This is a genomic window from Pseudomonas sp. LBUM1662, from assembly GCF_059695915.1.
On record NZ_CP166793.1, the window covers coordinates 1655672 to 1671608 of the forward strand.

At 59.8% G+C, this 15937-nt stretch carries 15 protein-coding genes; 9 read left to right on the forward strand and 6 right to left on the reverse strand.

The genetic code is table 11. The features are described 5' to 3' along the window. Positions 1-70 precede the first annotated feature (70 nt). Both cysK and ACA049_RS07450 read left to right on the forward strand, forming a co-directional pair. The gene (gene cysK / locus ACA049_RS07445) at positions 71-1045 is read left to right on the forward strand and encodes a cysteine synthase A (protein WP_497334313.1); all 975 of its coding nucleotides are present in this window, start codon (positions 71-73) and stop codon (positions 1043-1045) included. A 215-nt stretch (positions 1046-1260) separates the two neighbouring features. Continuing rightward, positions 1261-2199, forward strand: coding sequence for an aspartyl/asparaginyl beta-hydroxylase domain-containing protein (locus ACA049_RS07450; protein ID WP_497334315.1), 939 nt, complete (start codon positions 1261-1263; stop codon positions 2197-2199). A 56-nt stretch (positions 2200-2255) separates the two neighbouring features. On the opposite strand, the gene ACA049_RS07455 is transcribed toward ACA049_RS07450, so the two are convergent. Further along, positions 2256-2456: a hypothetical protein gene (locus ACA049_RS07455; protein ID WP_497334317.1), complete on the reverse strand. Its 201-nt coding sequence runs from the start codon at positions 2454-2456 to the stop codon at positions 2256-2258. Positions 2457-2460: 4 nt separating this feature from the next. Further along, complete coding sequence (locus tag ACA049_RS07460) at positions 2461-3000, reverse strand: hypothetical protein (protein WP_497334319.1); 540 nt, start codon at positions 2998-3000, stop codon at positions 2461-2463. A gap of 187 nt (positions 3001-3187) precedes the next feature. Between ACA049_RS07460 and ACA049_RS07465 the strand changes: the two genes are divergently transcribed. Next, entirely contained in the window at positions 3188-3352 is a 165-nt protein-coding gene (locus tag ACA049_RS07465) for a hypothetical protein (RefSeq protein ID WP_497334321.1), read from the forward strand. A 95-nt stretch (positions 3353-3447) separates the two neighbouring features. Further along, positions 3448-4311: a DMT family transporter gene (locus ACA049_RS07470; protein ID WP_497334323.1), complete on the forward strand. Its 864-nt coding sequence runs from the start codon at positions 3448-3450 to the stop codon at positions 4309-4311. A 594-nt stretch (positions 4312-4905) separates the two neighbouring features. Here the strand turns inward: ACA049_RS07470 and ACA049_RS07475 are convergent. From ACA049_RS07475 to ACA049_RS07490, 4 genes are all read right to left on the reverse strand, one after another. Continuing rightward, positions 4906-5847 (reverse strand): LysR family transcriptional regulator, encoded by a 942-nt coding sequence (locus tag ACA049_RS07475; protein WP_497334325.1) that lies wholly within the window; start codon positions 5845-5847, stop codon positions 4906-4908. Between the two features lie 70 nt (positions 5848-5917). Continuing rightward, positions 5918-7447 carry a tripartite tricarboxylate transporter permease gene (locus ACA049_RS07480; protein ID WP_497334327.1) on the reverse strand — a complete coding sequence of 510 codons (1530 nt, stop codon included), beginning with the start codon at positions 7445-7447 and terminating at the stop codon, positions 5918-5920. Next, a complete protein-coding gene (locus ACA049_RS07485) occupies positions 7444-7977 on the reverse strand; it encodes a tripartite tricarboxylate transporter TctB family protein (protein WP_497334329.1) in 534 nt (177 codons plus the stop codon). The genes ACA049_RS07480 and ACA049_RS07485 overlap by 4 nt, the downstream gene beginning before the upstream one ends. Before the next feature lie 52 nt (positions 7978-8029). Continuing rightward, entirely contained in the window at positions 8030-9046 is a 1017-nt protein-coding gene (locus ACA049_RS07490; RefSeq protein ID WP_497334331.1) for a Bug family tripartite tricarboxylate transporter substrate binding protein, read from the reverse strand. A 379-nt stretch (positions 9047-9425) separates the two neighbouring features. Between ACA049_RS07490 and ACA049_RS07495 the strand changes: the two genes are divergently transcribed. The 5 genes from ACA049_RS07495 (at position 9426) to araD1 (ending at position 15912) form a co-directional block, all read left to right on the forward strand. Further along, positions 9426-10760 (forward strand): MFS transporter, encoded by a 1335-nt coding sequence (locus ACA049_RS07495; protein ID WP_497334333.1) that lies wholly within the window; start codon positions 9426-9428, stop codon positions 10758-10760. Then, the gene (locus ACA049_RS07500) at positions 10753-11724 is read left to right on the forward strand and encodes an amidohydrolase family protein (RefSeq protein ID WP_497334335.1); all 972 of its coding nucleotides are present in this window, start codon (positions 10753-10755) and stop codon (positions 11722-11724) included. The genes ACA049_RS07495 and ACA049_RS07500 overlap by 8 nt, the downstream gene beginning before the upstream one ends. Then, a complete protein-coding gene (locus tag ACA049_RS07505) occupies positions 11721-12725 on the forward strand; it encodes a 4-hydroxythreonine-4-phosphate dehydrogenase PdxA (protein ID WP_497334337.1) in 1005 nt (334 codons plus the stop codon). The genes ACA049_RS07500 and ACA049_RS07505 overlap by 4 nt, the downstream gene beginning before the upstream one ends. A gap of 986 nt (positions 12726-13711) precedes the next feature. Beyond that, complete coding sequence (locus ACA049_RS07510) at positions 13712-14887, forward strand: L-rhamnonate dehydratase (RefSeq protein ID WP_497334339.1); 1176 nt, start codon at positions 13712-13714, stop codon at positions 14885-14887. Positions 14888-14916: 29 nt separating this feature from the next. Then, positions 14917-15912, forward strand: a complete 996-nt coding sequence (gene araD1 / locus ACA049_RS07515) for an AraD1 family protein (protein ID WP_497334341.1) — start codon at positions 14917-14919, stop codon at positions 15910-15912. Positions 15913-15937: the final 25 nt, after the last annotated feature.

Genomic DNA, 15937 nt, shown 5'->3' on the forward strand with positions numbered 1-15937 from the left:
CCTGACTGGACGACCATCGGCAACAGGCATACCTTTGGGAGCTTATTCAACGCTGTACAAGGACCCAGCCATGAGCCGTATTTACGCTGACAACGCCCATTCCATCGGCAATACGCCGTTGGTGCAGATCAACCGCATTGCCCCGCGCGGTGTGACCATCCTGGCCAAGATCGAAGGGCGCAACCCTGGTTATTCGGTCAAGTGCCGGATCGGCGCGAGCATGATCTGGGACGCCGAAAGCTCCGGCAAACTCAAGACTGGCATGACCATCATCGAACCGACGTCGGGCAATACCGGCATTGGTCTGGCCTTTGTTGCCGCGGCCCGTGGTTACAAATTGATGCTGACCATGCCGGCGTCGATGAGCATCGAGCGACGCAAAGTCCTCAAGGCGCTGGGCGCCGAACTGGTCCTGACGGAACCGGCCAAGGGCATGAAGGGCGCGATCGAAAAGGCTGCCGAAATCCTCGCCAGCGACCCGGCCAAATACTTCATGCCGGCGCAGTTCGACAACCCGGCCAACCCGGCCATTCACGAGAAAACCACCGGGCCGGAAATCTGGAACGATACCGACGGCGCGGTCGATGTGCTGGTGGCGGGCGTTGGAACAGGCGGAACCATTACCGGTGTTTCGCGGTATATCAAGAATACCCAAGGCAAACCGATTATCTCGGTGGCGGTGGAGCCGGTGGTGTCGCCTGTGATTACTCAGGCGATTGCCGGTGAAGAAATCAAACCGAGCCCACACAAGATCCAGGGCATCGGTGCCGGTTTTGTGCCGAAGAACCTGGATTTGTCGATCGTCGATCGGGTTGAGCTGGTCAGCGACGAAGAATCCAAGGCCATGGCCCTGCGTTTGATGCAGGAAGAAGGGATTTTGTGCGGCATTTCCTGTGGCGCCGCGATGGCGGTGGCAGTGCGTCTGGCCGAGACACCGGAAATGCAGGGCAAGACGATCGTGGTGATCCTGCCGGATTCCGGTGAGCGCTACCTGTCGAGCATGCTGTTCAGTGATCTGTTTACCGAGCAGGAGAATCAGCAGTAGGAACTGCCTGCGATGTTTTGATCTTTTGCTGAGAGGGCTGATTCAGGTCAGCCCTCGTTCAGGAACGTTATGTTAATAAGTGCTTTGTTGCACAAACCTTAATAGTGAATGTCGAATTTCGCGGGTTTTTCCCGAGACCGGTAATGTTTATCATGGCCGGCTGCCACGTCGGGTAAATGGCGTTGTGCAAAGAGCCTAATCTCAAGGAGCCGTAGATGACCTTTTCCTTTGCCGCGAAAGCGTCAGTGTTGCTGCTATTCCTGGGCAGCACCCTCTATGTGCATTTGCGCGGCAAGGCGCGATTGCCGGTTCTGCGCCAGTTCGTCAACCACTCGGCCTTGTTTGCACCTTACAACGCGTTGATGTACCTGTTCTCCGGCGTTCCGTCCAAACCCTATCTGGACCGCAGCAAGTTCCCGGAGCTGGATGTACTCAAGGACAACTGGGAAGTCATCCGCGACGAAGCCATGCACCTGTTCGACGAGGGCTACATCCGCGCCGCCGAAAAGAACAACGACGCCGGTTTCGGTTCGTTCTTCAAGAAAGGCTGGAAGCGTTTTTACCTCAAGTGGTACGACAAACCCCTGCCATCGGCCGAGACCTTGTGCCCGAAAACCGTGGCGCTGCTCAGCAGCATTCCCAACGTAAAGGGGGCAATGTTCGCGTTGCTGCCGGGTGGCAGCCACCTCAATCCACATCGCGACCCGTTTGCCGGTTCCCTGCGCTATCACCTGGGGCTGTCGACGCCAAACTCCGATGATTGCCGCATCTTCGTCGACGGTCAGGTATACGCCTGGCGCGATGGCGAGGATGTGATGTTCGATGAGACCTATGTGCATTGGGTCAAGAACGAAACCGAGAAAACCCGCGTCATTCTGTTCTGCGACATCGAACGACCGCTGAGCAACCGCGTCATGACCCGAATCAACCGCTGTATCAGCGGCCTGCTCGGTCGCGCCACCGCGCCGCAGAACCTTGATGATGAACATGTCGGCGGGATCAACCAGGCTTATGCCTGGAGCAAGAACTCCAGTGACAAAGTCAGCGGCGTGGTCAAACGCTGGAAGCGTCGTAATCCCAAGGCATACCGCGTGATGCGGCCGGTGTTGGCGGTGGTGGTGTTGACGTTGTTGGGGTATTGGTTGTTTGGGTGATTGCGACCGACGTAAGAAAAACCGCTCTTTGGGAGCGGTTTTTTTGTTAGACAGAACTAGGGATGTCCCGCTAACAGGTCTGGTTCGTCGATGTGAGTACCTGTCAAAGCTGCTTTCAAAAAGCGAAGTTGATTGGCGGAAAGCTTTGTCGGCATGGGTTTTTTTTCTGCCTTGGGCGATTCACCTTGGACGGAAGACTTTTTAGCGCGCGCTCGCATATTGCCTCCATTTTTGATCTTGAATTGAACAGTTTTCACGATACTAGTCGCTCCCTATTGCCATCACAAGACGGTCTTCCTTGTCGAACTCGAAACCGAGATTTTGATAAATTGGGATCGCGCCTTCTGCCGGCTCCTGAATTTCTATCAGCGTGCTGCCGATAATTCGTGCGTAATGTTCGACGGCGATCAGGGCCAATGGAGCTATACGATTCTTGAGGCGACGCGGCCTGCCTGGTTTCCCTTCCAGCCGGACAATCCTGACTCGAAGTCTGCTGTTGTTGGGGTTGGCAAAGCACAACCCGCATAGTTCGAGTCCGAACCAGATAGCCAGATCCAGTGCCATGGGCTCTTTCGCCTTCCATGCAATGACCTCGTTCCATGAAAAGTGTGGTTCATCCCAGAGGCTGAACGCAGTTAAAGCCTCCGCATTGATCGCTTCGAATCGAACGCTCGCTAAATCATTGTTTCGAGTGCTATTTGGCGCCAGTTCGGCGTCTTGCTCAGTTATAGAAAGATTGGCCAGTTTTCGAGCCCTGGATCTGTACAGCTGATACCGAAGTTGAGTCCGTTCCCTTGGCATGTGATCTCTTGCATTCCATGTCCCTACTATCGGGCGTTTGTATTTCCCTCCAAGGTAAATTGAGCCGCACGTGCTGTCGTTACTGGCCCTTTGTCCAAGTCATTGCAATCCATGTCAGCCGTTGGTTATAGTCGGCGCTCGGTGATTCTCTTACCCCACCGTCCACCCCATCAAAAAAGATCAGCCCATGCCAGCTTCCCTTATCAACGCGGTAGTCGATTCAGCGGTCAACGCTGGCGTCGTGCCGTGCGGGATTCAGCAGCCTGCGCAGATCAGTCATTACCCCCCACCTGTCAGTAGCACGCCGGTGTACGCAGTCGTATCACCGCCGGGCGTTGGCTTTTCGGGCTGATCAGCTTTTCTTTGCTGTGTCCCGTGCCCGCCTGAAAAACTACTGAATTTCAGCTTCGGCTGAGTTGGCTTCTTGCCTGACTACAGGTGGTATTCATGTTTGTCCTTTCGAAAAAATCCGCGCTCGCGGCGGCGTCCACGAGCCTGTTCGTTCTGCTGTGGAGCAGCGGGGCGATCTTCTCCAAATGGGGCCTGGCCCACGCATCACCTTTTGCCTTTCTGCTGATTCGCTTTGTCATCGCCTTGTGCGGATTGCTGCTGTTGGTGCCGTTGCTCAAGCTGAAAATGCCCAAGGGCGGCAAGCCGATGTTGTATGCGATGGCCACGGGTGTGGTGTTGCTGGGGGCTTATCAGATTTTCTATCTGCTGGCCCTGGACCTGAAAGTCACCCCGGGCGTGATGGCGACGATCATGGGCGTGCAGCCGATTCTCACGGTGGTGATTATGGAGCGGCAGCGTTCGGCCAGCCGACTGTTCGGTCTGGCGCTGGGCCTGGCCGGGTTGATCATGGTGGTTTACCAGGGCATTGGTCTGGCCGGCATGTCGCTGGCCGGGATGCTCTTCGGTTTGCTGGCGCTGGCGAGCATGACGTTCGGCTCGATCATGCAGAAGCGGATCACCGACAATCCGCTCGGCACGCTGCCGGTGCAGTATCTGGCGGGGCTGTTGCTCTGCGGGATTTTTGTGCCGTTCCAGCCGTTTCATTTTGAACACAGCAGCGGGTTTTTCGTGCCGGTGTTGTGGATGGGGTTGGTGGTGTCGGTGCTGGCGACGTTGTTGCTGTATCGCTTGATCGCACGGGACAATCTGGTGAATGTCACCAGTCTGTTTTACCTGGTGCCGGCGGTGACTGCGGTGATGGACTATCTGATTTTTGGCAATCGGCTGGCGGCATTGAGCCTGCTTGGGATGGTGCTGATTATTGTCGGTCTGGTGTTTGTATTCCGTAAGACAGGGTAAGGGTGTCGGGGGCATATCCGTTGTTTTGGTAACGGCGGTTATTGGTTTCGCCCTTACGGCGAGTCACTTTCGAAAAGCGCGAAAGTAACCAAAGCGCTTTTGCCCCTTTCGTTCGGTGCCTCGCTTAGGCTCGGCATGCCCTCGCTCCGGTCCTGCTCCGTGGACCCGCCGCCATCGGCCATCGGCCATCCATGGCCGGGGGCGGCTAACCCGGCATCCATGCCGGGTTGCCCACTGCGCAGAACCTCCGCTCGGCCTCTCGATGGGGCGGTGCATCAAGATCAAAAGCGGCAGGCGAGCTAACGCTCGGCCTGTTGAGTGGTGAACAGCGCGCGTACCCCCACTTCCTGTAGGAGCTGTCGAGTGAAACGAGGCTGCGATCTTTTGATCTTGCCGTTGCTTTGTCCAAACTACGCAATACGTGCGTTCGGCCTCTGAAAGATCAAGATCAAAAGATCGCAGCCTCGTTTCACTCGACAGCTCCTACAGGGGGATGGGTGTGCCTAGGAATGTGTGTGCTTGAGCTCGCCGTATGGGCGGAACCAATAGCCGCCGTTACCAAAAAACGGATAGGTACCCCAAACAGAAAAAATGTTATTTGGTCAGCGCATGCTCGGCCCGTACCGAATTCATGAACGCCTGCATCGCCGATGACTGAATGCGATGCCGCCGCGTGATCAGCCCATACGGTGGCAGCCGTGCCTCGAACTTGATCGGCAACACCGCCAGCAAATCACGCCCCGGATAATCCTCCACCACCGACACCGGCGTGACGCCAAGCATGTCGGTCTGCTGGATCAACGAGAGCAAGGTCATGATCGACGTGGTTTCGACGATGCTGCTGGGGATGTCGACCCGCGCATTGTGGAACACCTGATTGATGATCGCGCGCATCGGGCTCGGTTGCTGTTGCAGCACCCAGGTCATGTTCTGCAACTCTGCCCAGCTCAGGTTTTTCTCCTTCGCCAATGGGTTCTGTGCGCCGGATATGACGCACAAGGCTTCTTCGCCGAGGCTGTCGAACAGCAACTCCTCCGCCCGCGCGCCCACCGGGATCCGGCCCAGAACGATATCCAGTTGATCCTGTAACAGCGCCTGCACCAGCACGTCGCTGGTGTCGACCTGAATGCTCATCGACAGCCGTGGATGGCTTTGTTTCAGGGTTGCGATGGTGCGGGTCAACAGCCCGGAGGCCAGCGCCGGAATCGCACCGACCGCGACCCGGCCAAGGTTGCCGGATTCGAGCGCGACCAGTTCTTCGCGCATGCCGCTGAGTTCGGCAAACACCATGCGTGCGTAGTAGATGACGGTTTCCCCGAACGGGGTGGAGCGCATGCCCCGAGGCAGGCGTTCGAAGAGCTCGACGCCGAGCAAGTCCTCGGCTTCGTGCAACATCTTGGTGGCGGCCGGCTGGGTCATGCCGATGTGGTCGGCGGCGCGGCGCAACGAGCCGAATTCCTGTAACGCCAGCATCAGCCGCAGTTGGCGCAGACGCAGTCGGCTGTGGATCACATTGGCAGCAGGAATTCGGGTCATGTGGCCGTGCTCGCAATAAGGACTGCGGCAAGCCTGACAACAAATGTCAGGCGTTGCCAGCATTGCCGTGTCACAGCACCGATTTAGGCTTGGCGACCTGAGGCTTGCGCAGGCCCATCAGGGTGCCCAGCACCTTGGTAATCAGCGGCCAGAACAGCATCAGCAGCGCCGCCGTGGTCAGGCAGCCCACCAACGGGTTGGACCAGAAGATGCCCAAGTGGCCGTCGGAGAACAGCATCGACTGACGGAACGCATCTTCCGCCTTGTCGCCCAGTACCGCCGCCAACACCAGCGGCGCAATCGGGTAACCGAGTTTCTTGAACAGGTAACCCAGCGCGCCGAAGCCCAGCATCAACACCACGTCGACGAACGAGTTGTGCACCGAGTAGGCACCGATGGCGCAGACCATGATGATGATCGGCGCAATGATCGAGAACGGAATGCGCAGGATCGAGGCGAACAGCGGCACAGTGGCCAACACCACAATCAGACTCACCACGTTACCGAGGTACATGCTGGCGATCAGGCCCCAGACGAAATCGTGCTGCTCGACGAACAACGTCGGGCCAGGATGCAGGCCCCAGATCATCAAGCCGCCGAGCATCACTGCCGCCGTGGCCGAACCCGGAATGCCGAGGGTCAGCATCGGCAGCAAGGCACTGGTGCCGGCGGCGTGGTCAGCGGTTTCCGGAGCGATGACGCCTTCGAGTTCACCCTTGCCGAAGTTCTCGCGGTTTTTCGAGAAACGCCGCGCCAGGCTGTAGCTCATGAACGAAGCTGCCGTTGGCCCGCCGGGCGTGATGCCCATCCAGCAACCGACCAGCGTGCTGCGCACAATCGTCCACCAGTAGCGAGGCAACTTGGCCCAGGTGCGCAGGATAATCATCGGCGTGATGCGCGCATGCTCGCCGCGAAACACCAGGCCTTCCTCGACGGTGCAGAGGATTTCGCCGATGCCGAACAAACCGATCACCGCCACTTCAAAACTGATGCCAGTCATCAAGGCGGGTTGGTCGAAGGTCAGACGCAGGTTGCCGGACACGGTGTCCATGCCGACTGCTGCCATGGCGAAGCCGATCATCATCGCGACCACGGTTTTCAGTGGCGGGTTCTTGCTCATGCCGATGAAGGTGCAGAACGCCAACAGGTACACCGCGAAGAACTCCGGCGAACTGAACGACATGGCGAACGCGGCGATCTTGGTCGACAGGAAGGTCAGCAGCAACACACCGGCCAGGGCGCCGATCAGCGCCGAGCTGAATGCCGCGGTCAACGCTTCGGCGGCGCGGCCTTCGCGGGCCATCGGGTAGCCGTCGAACGTGGTCGCCACCGATGAGGGCTCACCGGGGATGTTGAATAGAATCGAGGTGATCGAGCCGCCGAACAACGCGCCCCAATACATGCACGACAGCAAAATGATCGCCGACACCGGCGACATAGTGAAGGTCAGCGGCAGCAGCAACGCCACGCCATTGGGGGCGCCGAGGCCGGGCAATACGCCGACCAGAATGCCCAGCAGCACGCCGATCACCATCAGGCCGATGTGGCCCGGGGTCAGGATCAGGTTCATGCCTTGCAGCAGGGAATCGAATTCGCTCATTTGAAACTTCTCCCGGCCAGGCTAATCCAGTCGCCCATCGGGCCGGCATCCAGCGGGACCTTGAACCACAGCGCGAAAATCAGGTAGCTGGCCAGCACTGCGCCAAGGGACACGGTGCCGATCATCAACTTGCCGTACGGCTTGACGCGCACCTTGTCTCGCCACATGAACCAGGCGATGAAACAGGCCGACGCCACGTAGATGCCGGTGAACGGCATCGCACCGACGAACAGCGCAATTGGGATGAACACCGACAGCACTTGTTTGAATGCACTGCGGCTGACAAATGCAATGCTCAGGGCGTGCCAGCGCACCACGGTCAACACGCCGTTGCCCACGCTGGCGGCGCTCAGCATCAGGCCAATGTAGAAGGGAAAATAACCCGGCTCAGGGCCGGAATCGCCCCAGCCGATACCTTGTTCGAGACTGCCGTACATCACCACCGCGCCGATCAGCGTGGTGAAGAGTGTCAGGCCGAGTTCGACCCAGCGGGTACCGACCAGCGCCGGTGAATCCGAAGAATGGGACATGAAAGCACCTCCAGAGGTGACGGCCGTGCGCTCGCGGACGGCCGTGAACAACTCAGTTTTTCAACCAGCCGGCTTCTTTGAACACCGGCGTGACGCGGGCGGTGTCTTTCTCAATGTAGGCGGTCAGCGGCTCGCCTTCGAGGAAGGTCGGCACCAGCGCGTTCTGCTTGACGTAAGCCTTGAACTCCGGGGTCTCGGTGACTTTGCGCATCAGCTCGACATAGAACGCACGCTGTTCGGCGGTGACGTCGCCGGGCATGAACACGGTGCGCGGGAAGCGGTACTGATCGATGCCCAGGCCCTGTTCGTGGCAAGTCGGGACATCGGCCCAGGATTTATCGCCAGCGACCTTATCGGTATAGCTCATGCGCTCCTTACTGAACACGCAAAGCGGCTCGACCTGGTCACCGCGCCATTGGCTGATGCTTTCGCTGGGGTTGTTGACGTTGGCGGCGATGTGTTTGCCGGCCAGTTGGGTCGCGGCTTCGCTGCCGCTCTTGAAGGGGATGTACACCAGTTTGCTGTTGTTGGTCTGGTTCAGCAGCAGGGTCAGGGTCTGGTCGACATCCTTGGACTGGCTACCGCCCATGCGCAGGTTCGACGGGTCAGCCTTGACCGCCGCGTAGAAGCCTTTGGCGTCTTTCCACGGCGCATCCTTGTAGCTCCAGAGAATGAAATCGTCCTCGGCGACGGCGGCAACCGGGGTCAGTTCCTGCCATTGATAGCCGAGCTTGGAAACCAGCGGCAACAGGTAGATGTTGTTGGTGCCGATCACCAGTTTTTCCGGATCGCCCTTGTTCATTTTCAGGTCGAGGAAGGCTTCGGCGCCGTTGCCGCCGCCCTTGTTAAGGACGATGGTATTAACGTCGAGAAACTTGTGGGTGGTGATGATCGACTGGATCAGCCGACCGAGTTGGTCAGTGCCGCCACCGGGGCCTCCGGCGACGACGATTTCGACGTTCTTGTCCGGCTGCCAGGCAGCGTTGGCAAGCGCGGGGAGGGCGCCAGCGGCGATCAACGTGCAGCCAAGAAACAGACGGGATGTGCGACGGACGAATGCATTTCGCATGGAAGGCCTCGTTTTTTGTAATTGTTATGAATGACTTGTCGGTGCTCAAAAGCTGCAAGCCTGGCCTGAGTGTGGGAAGGGGCCGCCCCGGCGTCTAGTCAAAACAAAACATACACCGATAGCCTGCGGTTATAGGTCGAGGCGGACAAATCAGCGATTGTCGCTGAAGGCTTTGCGCCAGAGCCTTTTGAGAGGAAAGTCGATACAGGCGACCTACCGTGAAACCCCCCTGAAAACAGGGTATGCCATAACCCGAGGCTATCGCCGTATCTCAATCATTGATTAGACGGTTATCACTGAGCCTTCGATAGTGCTCATCAGCGCGGCACAAACAGGCGGCGCACGGTATTCACAAAAATAATAAATCGAGGTACGCACCATGGCTCGTCCCAGTGCTTCCCTGCATCTGCCCGGCGCAGGTGTCCAGCCAGCGGCCACTGCGCTGACCAGCGCCACCAAAGCCAGCGGCGTACGCTGGCGGATCTTCGCGATCATCTTCGCGCTGACCATGGTCAACCTGATCGACCGGGTGTCGCTGTCGATCGCGATGCCGACCATCGCCCATGAGTTTTCCCTGTCGCCGAGCATGCAAGGGCTGATCCTCAGCAGTTTCTTCTGGGCGTATGCGCTGTTGCAGATTCCTGGCGGCTGGCTGATCGACCGCTTCGGCCCGCATCGGGTCATCAGTTGGTCCACCGGATTGTGGGGCACCTTTCAAGTACTCGCGGCGTTTGCCACGGGCGGCTTGTCATTGTTGTTCGCCCGGGTTGCACTCGGTGCCGCCGAGGCGCCGTTGTTCCCGTCAGGCGGCAAGCTGATTTCCCTGTGGCTGGCGCCGAGCGAGCGCAGTCGCGGCGCGGTGCTGATGGACAGTGGCAGCCCGTTGGGCGTGGCGCTCGGCGGGTTGATTATTGCCTACCTGATTGCTTCCCTGGATTCGTGGCGCCTGGCCTTTGTGATCGCCGGCATCGCGACCCTGGTGCTGGCCTGGCTGGCGCGGCGTTATCTGCGGGATGACCCGGCCACTCACCCGCAAGTGAATGCCGAAGAACTGCAGAAGATCAACGCCGGGCGCGCGACACCTGCAGCCGAAGCCGCGCGGGTGCCGGTCAAAGGCCTGGGGATTGCAGCTCGCTCCCTCAGCGGTTTGCTGATCGGCCGGGCCAGTTGGGCGATGGTGTATTTCGGTTTGCTGACCTGGGGTCCGAGCTATCTGGCGCAGGCTCGCGGCTTTGATATCAAGGGCATCGGCGCGGCCACTTTCGTGATCTTCGTCTGCGGCGCACTGGGTTCGCTGACTGGTGGTTTCCTCTGCGACGGGCTGATCCGCAAGGGTGTGAGCCGTGGCGTGGCGGTCAAGAGCCTGCTGGCGTTTTCCGGTGTGGTCGCCCTCGGCGCCTTCCTGTTGCTGCCGACCCTGAGCAATCCTTTTGCGGCCGTGGCGTTGTTGGCCATGACCGCGTTTTTCCTGATGTGGGGCAGCCTCTACTGGAGCTTCCCGGCGTTGCTGGCGGCACCGGCGCGGGTCGGCTTGATTGGTGGCGTGATGAACATGGCGGGCAGCACTGGCGGTATCGCGGTGCCGATCCTGGTGGGGATCATTCTGCAGATGACCGGAGGTTTTGCGCCGGTGCTGGGGTTCTTTGCGGTGTGTTCGGCAGTCTTTGTGCTGGCGACGTTGTTCATCAGTCTCGACGAGGTGCGTAATGGGTGAACACTTATCTGACAGAGCATGGAACGGCCCGATCATTGATGCCCATCATCACTTCTGGGACCCGACGATCAACGACCATCCGTGGCTGGCGCCCGAGGCCAATATCCCGTTTCGCTATGGCGATTACAGCGCGATCAAGCGGCGCTATTTTCCAGAGGATTACTTCGCTGACGCCGGCCCTCATAAAGTCGTGCAAACGGTGTACGTCGAGACCGAATGGGACCCGCAAGACCCGATTGGCGAAACCGTGTTCATCGAAAGCCTGACGGCCCGCTACGGCGTACCCAATGCGATCGTGGCGCAGGCCTGGCTCGATCACTCGGACGCCATCGCGGTACTGAGTGAACAAGCGAGCTTCAAGTGTGTGCGCAGCGTGCGCCACAAACCGGGCGGACCGACTTCGCCTGCGCAGGTGGGCCATGTGCGCAGCCTGATGAGCGACGAACACTGGCGACGCAGTTTTGCTGCACTGGAGGGGTTGGGGTTGCATTTCGACTTGCAGACGCCTTGGTGGAATCTGCACGAGGCGGAACGGCTGGCCCGGGACTTTCCCGGCACCACGCTGATTCTCAACCACACCGGGTTGCCCAATGACCGCAGCGCCGAAGGCCTGGCCGGTTGGCGTCTGGCGATGGCGCGGCTGGCCCAATGGCCGAACGTGCAGGTGAAGATTTCCGGCCTCGGCCAGAAGGGCCAGGCATGGCGCGCCAAGGACAACGCCTGGATCGTGCGTGAAGTGATCGCCATGTTCGGCACAGACCGGGCGATGTTCGCCAGCAACTTTCCGGTGGACAGCCTGTGCGGCTCGTTCGACGACATCTACAGCGGTTTCAAATCCATCGTTGCTGATCTGCCAACTGCCGATCAGGAGCGACTGTTCTACAGCAACGCGCAGCGGGTTTATCGCTGCGAGCCTTGCGCCATTGACCGCCAATGGCCTGAACCCTTGAGGAGTGAAGCATGAACAAGACAACCATCGCGATGGTGCTGGGTGACCCGGCGGGCATCGGTCCGGAACTGATCGCACGCCTGCTGGCGGAACCTCAAGTGCGCAGCCAGGCCAATGTGATCCTGATCGCCGACGAGGCCGAAATGCGCCGTGGCATGCGCATCGCCGGGACGGAGTTTCCTTACCGTCGCGTGGAGTCGCTGGATCAGCTGTCGTTTGTCGATGACACGCCGCTGTTCTACGACTTTCGCGGCGACACCGTCGGTGAATTTCCGCGCAGTGAAGCCAGTGTCATCGGCGGGCGCTACAGCCTTGACACCCTGGAACAGGCCCTGCGCCTGACCGAGGCCGAGACCACCGATGCGGTGCTGTTCGGGCCGCTGAACAAGACCTCGCTGCACATGGCCGGCATGGCCCACAGCGATGAACTGCACTGGTTCGCCGAGCTGCTGGATTTCCATGGGCCGTTCTGCGAATTCAACGTGCTCGACAACCTCTGGACTTCGCGTGTGACCTCGCACGTGGCACTGGCCGAAGTGCCGGGCATGCTGACCCAGACGCGGGTGGTGGAAGCGATCCAGCTGATCGACACCGCGCTCAAGCGCAACGGCCTGGAAAAACCGCGCATCGGCGTGTGCGGCTTGAACCCGCACAATGGCGACAATGGCTCGTTCGGGCGCGAAGAACTGGACATCATCGGCCCGGCTGTTCGTTCGGCCCAGGGATTGGGGATTGCGGCCGAAGGACCGTATCCGGCCGACACGATTTTCCTCAAGGTTCAGGGCGATGCCAGTGCCTTTGACGCGGTGGTGACCATGTATCACGACCAAGGGCAGATCGCGATCAAGTTGATGGGCTTCTCCCGTGGAGTGACGGTGCAGGGCGGCTTGCCAATCCCGATCACCACCCCGGCCCACGGCACCGCCTTCGACATCACCGGGCAGGGCAAGGCCAACGTCGGCGCGATCCGCCAGGCGTTCGAAATCGCCTGCCGGATGGGCGTCAACAACTACTGAAAACAACGCAATCCCCTGTGGGAGCGGGCTTGCTCGCGAAAGCGGTGGATCAGGCGGCATCCATGTCGACTGACCCGGCCTCTTCGCGAGCAAGCCCGCTCCCACAGTGACTGGTGGTGTTGCTCGATGTTGTGATCAATGCAAAACCCTTGTGGGAGCGAGCCTGCTCGCGAAAGCGGTGGATCAGGCGGCATCTATGTCGACTGACCCGGCCTCTTCGCGAGCAAGCCCGCTCCCACAGTGACTGGTGGTGTTGCTCGATGTTGTGATCAATGCAAAACCCTTGTGGGAGCGAGCCTGCTCGCGAAAGCGGTGGATCAGGCGGCATCCATGTCGACTGACCCGGCCTCTTCGCGAGCAAGCCCGCTCCCACAGTGACTGGTGGTGTTGCTCGATGTTGTGATCAATGCAAAACCCTTGTGGGAGCGAGCCTGCTCGCGAAAGCGGTGTATCAGGCGGCATCCATGTCGACTGACCCGGCCTCTTCGCGAGCAAGCCCGCTCCCACAGTGACTGGTGGTGTTGCTCGATGTTGTGATCAATGCAAAACCCTTGTGGGAGCGGGCTTGCTCGCGAAAGCGGTGTATCAGGCGGCATCCATGTCGACTGACCCGGCCTCTTCGCGAGCAAGCCCGCCCCCACAGTGACTGGTGGTGTTGCTCGATGTTGTGATCAATGCAAAACCCTTGTGGGAGCGAGCCTGCTCGCGAAAGCGGTGGATCAGGCGGCATCCATGTCGACTGACCCGGCCTCTTCGCGAGCAAGCCCGCTCCCACAGTTGTTTGGTGTGTAGCCATAACCTTGTTCACGCAATATCCGCTGTATGCGATCACCCCAGGTTATCGCCGGATACGCATAAGTGATTATCCGCACCCCCCGGGCGCTGGCTAAAGTCGCTCCATCGAATGCCGGAATCCGCCACCCCGAGCGGCTCTGCGCAGCGACTCAACAACTACAAAAAGCCGGCAGCGCAAGGAATCCGTATCCATGAAAATCAAAGCCATCCGTACCCGCGTTTTCGAGTGGAAAGGCAAAGTCGTTCCCCCTCAGGCGCACTTCTGCACCAACGCCAGTGACATCCTGTTCGAGCGTGGCGACGCCATGGGCTCGTTCCGTTTCCACGGCTGGCTGGTGGTGGAAGTCGAGACCGACACCGGTCTCGTCGGCATCGGTAACTGCGCCCTGGCGCCACGCGTGGCCAAGGAGATCATCGACACCTATCTGGCGCCGATTGCGATTGGCGAAGACCCGTTCGACAACGAATACATCTGGCAGAAAATGTACCGCCAGAGCCACGCCTGGGGCCGCAAAGGCATCGGCATGGCGGCGATCTCGGCGATCGACATCGCCATCTGGGACATCATGGGCAAAGCGGTGAACAAGCCGGTGTTCAAGTTGCTCGGCGGGCGCACCAAAGAAAAGATCTGGACCTACGCCTCCAAGCTCTACGCCAATGACAACCTCGACCTGTTTCTCGAAGAAGCCCAGGGCTACCTGAACCAGGGTTTCACCGCGCTGAAAATGCGCTTCGGCTACGGCCCGAAAGACGGCCCGGCCGGCATGCGCAAGAATATCGAGCAAGTGCGTGCCCTGCGTGAACTGGCCGGTCCCGACATCGACATCATGCTCGAATGCTACATGGGCTGGACCCTGGAATATGCCCGACGCATGTTGCCCAAACTCGCCGAGTTCGAACCGCGCTGGCTCGAAGAACCGGTGATCGCCGATGACATCGAGGGTTACGTCGAGCTGAAAAAAATGGGGATCATGCCGATCTCCGGCGGCGAGCATGAATTCACGTCGTACGGCTTCAAAGACCTGCTGGAACGCCGCGCCGTCGACGTGATCCAGTACGACACCAACCGTGTCGGCGGCATCACCGCCGCGCGCAAGATCAACGCCCTGGCAGAAGCCTGGTCGGTGCCAGTGATCCCGCACGCCGGGCAAATGCACAACTACCACCTGACCATGTCCACCACCGCCTCGCCGATGGCCGAGTTCTTCCCGGTGTTCGACGTCGAGGTCGGCAACGAACTCTTCTACTACGTGTTCAAGGGCGAGCCACAACCGGTGAACGGTTACATCCAGCTCGATGACGACAAACCGGGCCTGGGCCTGGAAATCTCCGATGAGTATTTGAGCGACTTCAACATCATCGAGTGACCCAAATCCCTGACTTTGTGGAGGCCGTCATGCGCCTGATTCAATTTGAAAACACTGCCGGTGAACGCCAGGTGGGCTTGGTGGAAGGCTCGCAGGTCCAGGTGCTCAAAGGCACCCGCAGCACCCGTGAACTGGCCCTTGCGGCGATCCGCGCCCAACGCAGCCTGCAAGAAGAAGTCGCCCAACGCGGCACCGAACCGGGCCCGGATTACGCCCAACTGTTGCAGCAGGGTAAAGTCCTGCCGCCACTGGACCACGAAGACCCGGCGCATTGCCTGATCAGCGGCACCGGCCTGACCCATTTGGGCAGCGCCTCGGCGCGGGACAAGATGCACCAGCAGGAAGGCGCGGTGGAAGCTGGCATGACCGACACCATGCGCATTTTCAAGTGGGGCCTGGAGGGTGGCAAACCGGCGGCCGGGCAGGTCGGCGCGCAACCGGAATGGTTCTACAAAGGTGACGGCAGCATCGTCGTGCGCCCCGGCGCGGACTTCCCGGTGCCGCCGTTTGCCGAAGACGCTGGCGAAGAACCGGAGCTGACCGGCCTCTACGTGATCGGCGACGACGGCCAGCCGTACCGCGTCGGTTACGCCTTGGGCAACGAGTTCTCCGACCATGTGATGGAGCGCCGCAACTACCTGTACCTCGCCCATTCGAAACTGCGCTTCTGCGCCTACGGTCCGGAGCTGCGCGTCGGCGAATTGCCCCGGCACCTGGCCGGCACCAGCCGCATCATTCGCAACGGCGAAACGCTCTGGGAAAAAGAGTTTCTCAGCGGCGAAGACAACATGTGCCACAGCCTCGCCAACCTCGAATTCCACCACTTCAAGTACGCGCAGTTTTTGCGCCCCGGCGACGTTCACGTGCATTACTTCGGCACCGCCACGTTGTCGTTTGCCGACGGGGTAAAAACCCAGCCGGGGGATCGCTTCCAGATCAGCCTCGATGAGTTCGGTGCGCCACTGGAAAACGGTATCGGCGAAAGCGCCCAGCCGTTGGCCATCGGCCAGGTGCGTGCGCTTTAAGTCTTCAATCACCGGCGCTGTCGGC

What these genes read in the sequence shown, in the direction of transcription:
- cysK (WP_497334313.1), top strand. Translation starts at nt 71, where the DNA reads ATGAGCCGTATTTACGCTGACAACGCCCATTCCATCGGCAATACGCCG.
- ACA049_RS07450 (WP_497334315.1), top strand. Translation starts at nt 1,261, where the DNA reads ATGACCTTTTCCTTTGCCGCGAAAGCGTCAGTGTTGCTGCTATTCCTG.
- ACA049_RS07460 (WP_497334319.1), bottom strand. Translation starts at nt 3,000, where the DNA reads ATGCCAAGGGAACGGACTCAACTTCGGTATCAGCTGTACAGATCCAGG.
- ACA049_RS07465 (WP_497334321.1), top strand. Translation starts at nt 3,188, where the DNA reads ATGCCAGCTTCCCTTATCAACGCGGTAGTCGATTCAGCGGTCAACGCT.
- ACA049_RS07470 (WP_497334323.1), top strand. Translation starts at nt 3,448, where the DNA reads ATGTTTGTCCTTTCGAAAAAATCCGCGCTCGCGGCGGCGTCCACGAGC.
- ACA049_RS07475 (WP_497334325.1), bottom strand. Translation starts at nt 5,847, where the DNA reads ATGACCCGAATTCCTGCTGCCAATGTGATCCACAGCCGACTGCGTCTG.
- ACA049_RS07480 (WP_497334327.1), bottom strand. Translation starts at nt 7,447, where the DNA reads ATGAGCGAATTCGATTCCCTGCTGCAAGGCATGAACCTGATCCTGACC.
- ACA049_RS07485 (WP_497334329.1), bottom strand. Translation starts at nt 7,977, where the DNA reads ATGTCCCATTCTTCGGATTCACCGGCGCTGGTCGGTACCCGCTGGGTC.
- ACA049_RS07490 (WP_497334331.1), bottom strand. Translation starts at nt 9,046, where the DNA reads ATGCGAAATGCATTCGTCCGTCGCACATCCCGTCTGTTTCTTGGCTGC.
- ACA049_RS07495 (WP_497334333.1), top strand. Translation starts at nt 9,426, where the DNA reads ATGGCTCGTCCCAGTGCTTCCCTGCATCTGCCCGGCGCAGGTGTCCAG.
- ACA049_RS07500 (WP_497334335.1), top strand. Translation starts at nt 10,753, where the DNA reads ATGGGTGAACACTTATCTGACAGAGCATGGAACGGCCCGATCATTGAT.
- ACA049_RS07505 (WP_497334337.1), top strand. Translation starts at nt 11,721, where the DNA reads ATGAACAAGACAACCATCGCGATGGTGCTGGGTGACCCGGCGGGCATC.
- ACA049_RS07510 (WP_497334339.1), top strand. Translation starts at nt 13,712, where the DNA reads ATGAAAATCAAAGCCATCCGTACCCGCGTTTTCGAGTGGAAAGGCAAA.
- araD1 (WP_497334341.1), top strand. Translation starts at nt 14,917, where the DNA reads ATGCGCCTGATTCAATTTGAAAACACTGCCGGTGAACGCCAGGTGGGC.